The organism is Streptomyces sp. NPDC020362 (genome assembly GCF_040642095.1).
In the GTDB taxonomy this organism is placed as follows: domain Bacteria; phylum Actinomycetota; class Actinomycetes; order Streptomycetales; family Streptomycetaceae; genus Streptomyces.
Map to the genome: position 1 here is coordinate 1 of NZ_JBFAET010000422.1, position 2651 is coordinate 2651.

Here is a 2651-nt window from a genome sequence, read left to right on the forward strand (position 1 = left end):
GAGGAGACGGAGGCGGCGGTCCGTGTGCTGCCCGCCGCGCTCGCGTCCGGTGAGCCGCAGTTCGCGGTCCGCGGCGGGGAGGTGTTCGTACCGCGGCTGGTGAAGGCCACCGAGGCGGCCGAAGCCGACGCCGCCGCCGCCGACCTGCCGGACCTCGCCGACGGCACCGTCCTCGTGACCGGTGCCTCCGGGTCGCTGGGCACACTCGTCGCACGGCACCTGGTGTCCGAGCACAAGGTGCGCCGGCTCCTGCTGGCGAGCCGCCGGGGCGCGGACGCACCCGGTGCGGCCGAGCTGGGGGCGGAACTGGCCGCATGGGGTGCCGAGGTCACCTGGGCGGGCTGCGACGTCGCGGACAGGGAGGCCGTCTCCGGAATGCTGGACGGGCTCGGCGAGCAGTCGCTGGCGGCCGTCGTGCACACCGCGGGTGTTCTCGACGACGGGGTCGTCGCCTCGGTCACACCGGAGAGGATGAGGGAGGTCTTCCGCCCCAAGGTGGACGCCGTGCTGAACCTGCACGAGTGCACCCGGGAAATGGGCCTGGCCGCCTTCGTGGTGTTCTCGTCCGTCGCCGGCATGGTCGGCAGCGCCGGTCAGGCGAGCTACGCGGCGGCGAATTCCTTCCTCGACGCCTTCTCGGCGCACCGGCGCCGCGAGGGGCTGCCCGCCACATCGCTGGCATGGGGTGTGTGGGAGCAGTCCGGTGCGATGACGGACGGCCTCGCCGGGGCCGACCGGGCGCGGATGGCGCGCAGCGGTGTGCTGCCGCTGCCGCCGGAGGTGGGGCTGCGGCTGTTCGACGCGGCACTGGCTTCGGAGGAGGCGGTACTCGCCCCGGTCCGTATCGACACCGGCGCGCTGCGTGCCGGTGAGGCACCGCCGGTGCTGCGCGCCCTCGTGCCGGCCGGGGCCGCCCGCAGGGCCGTGCGGGCCGCCGCCGTTCCCGCCGCGTCCTCGCTGGCCGAGCGCCTGGAGGGGCTGCCGGAGGCCGAACGGGAGAAGACCGTGCTGGACCTGGTCCGGGCCGAGGTGGCCGCGGTCCTGGGGCACGCGTCGGACCGTACGGTCCGGCCGGAACACGCTTTCCAGGACCTGGGCTTCGACTCCCTCACGGCCGTCGAACTGCGCAACCGGCTGAACAGGGCCACCGGTCTGAGGCTTCCTGCGACGTTGGTCTTCGACTACCCGACACCCGCTTTCCTGGCCCGTCATGTGCTCACGGAGAGGGCCGGGGCGGCCGAACCGGCCCTAGTGGATTCCCTACTTGCCGATCTGGACAGGGTCGAACAAGAATTGGTCACGAAGTTGTCAGAGAGTGAAGCTCGCGACCGGATCCTGTCAAAGCTCCAGGCCGTATTGGCGATTGCCGGTGAATCCGGCAAGGCGCCGACCCAGGAAGGCCCTGGTATGGGCGGCAGCGATCTGGAATCGGCCACGGACGACGAAGTATTCGATCTGCTCGGCAAGGAATTCGGGATTTCCTGACCGCTCCGGCGCGTCCCGGTGACCCCTTGCCCAATTCCGGTAAGTCTTCGCAGGGGTGAGGGACGATTTCGGTGGCCAATGAGGACAAGCTCCGCTATTTTCTGAAGCGAGTCACCGCAGATCTCCAGGAGACCCGGCGGCGCCTTCGTGACTACGAGGACGCCGCCGGGGAGCCGGTGGCCATCATCGGGATGAGCTGCCGCTACCCGGGAGGGGTCGACTCGCCCGAGGATCTGTGGGAGTTGGTCGCGGGCGGCCGCGACGCCGTCTCGGAGTTCCCCGCCGACCGCGGCTGGGACCTGGACGCGCTCTACGACCCGGACCCGGAGTCCCGCGGGACCAGCTGCGCACGCGAGGGCGCGTTCCTGCGCGACCTGGCGCGGTTCGACGCCGGCCTCTTCGGCATCTCGCCCCGCGAGGCGCTCGCCATGGACCCCCAGCAGCGGCTGCTGCTGGAGACGTCGTGGGAGCTCTTCGAGCGGGCCGGCATCGATGCCGCCTCGCTGGCGGGGAGCAGGACCGGCGTGTTCGCCGGCGTGATGAACCACGAGTTCCTCGCCGCCCTCCAGAACTCCCCCGAAGACCTGGAGGGTTACCTGGGGACGGGCACCTCGGGCAGCGTCGCCTCCGGCCGCGTGGCCTACACCTTCGGCCTCGAAGGCCCGGCCGTCACGGTCGACACGGCCTGCTCGTCGTCCCTGGTGGCCCTGCACCTGGCCGTCCAGTCGCTGCGCAACGGCGAGTGCTCGCTGGCCGTGGCGGGCGGCGTCACCGCGATGGTCGGCCCCGCCACCTTCGTCGGCTTCAGCCGTCAGCGCGGACTGGCACCCGACGGCCGCTGCAAGGCGTTCGCGGCCGGTGCCGACGGCACCGGCTGGGGCGAGGGCGCCGGCCTGCTGCTCGTGGAGCGCCTCTCGGACGCCCGCCGCAACGGACACGAGGTCCTCGCGGTCATCCGGGGCTCCGCCGTCAACCAGGACGGCGCGTCCAACGGGCTGACGGCCCCGAACGGTCCGGCACAGCAGCGGGTGATCCGCCAGGCCCTGGCCGCCGCCGGGCTGACCACCGCACAGGTCGACGCGGTGGAGGCGCACGGCACGGGCACCCGGCTCGGCGACCCGATCGAGGCGCAGGCGCTGCTCGCGACGTACGGGCAGGGCCGTCCC

Annotated in this window: 2 protein-coding genes; both read left to right on the plus strand. The window is 72.5% G+C overall.

Annotation, left to right across the window (positions count from 1 at the left end):
• On the plus strand, positions 1–1485 hold a 1485-nt coding region (locus tag AB0H32_RS47745; protein WP_361135835.1), incomplete at its 5' end, for an SDR family NAD(P)-dependent oxidoreductase.
• A gap of 71 nt (positions 1486–1556) precedes the next feature.
• Positions 1557–2651: beta-ketoacyl synthase N-terminal-like domain-containing protein (locus tag AB0H32_RS47750; RefSeq protein WP_361135838.1), on the plus strand; the 1095-nt coding region annotated here is incomplete at its 3' end.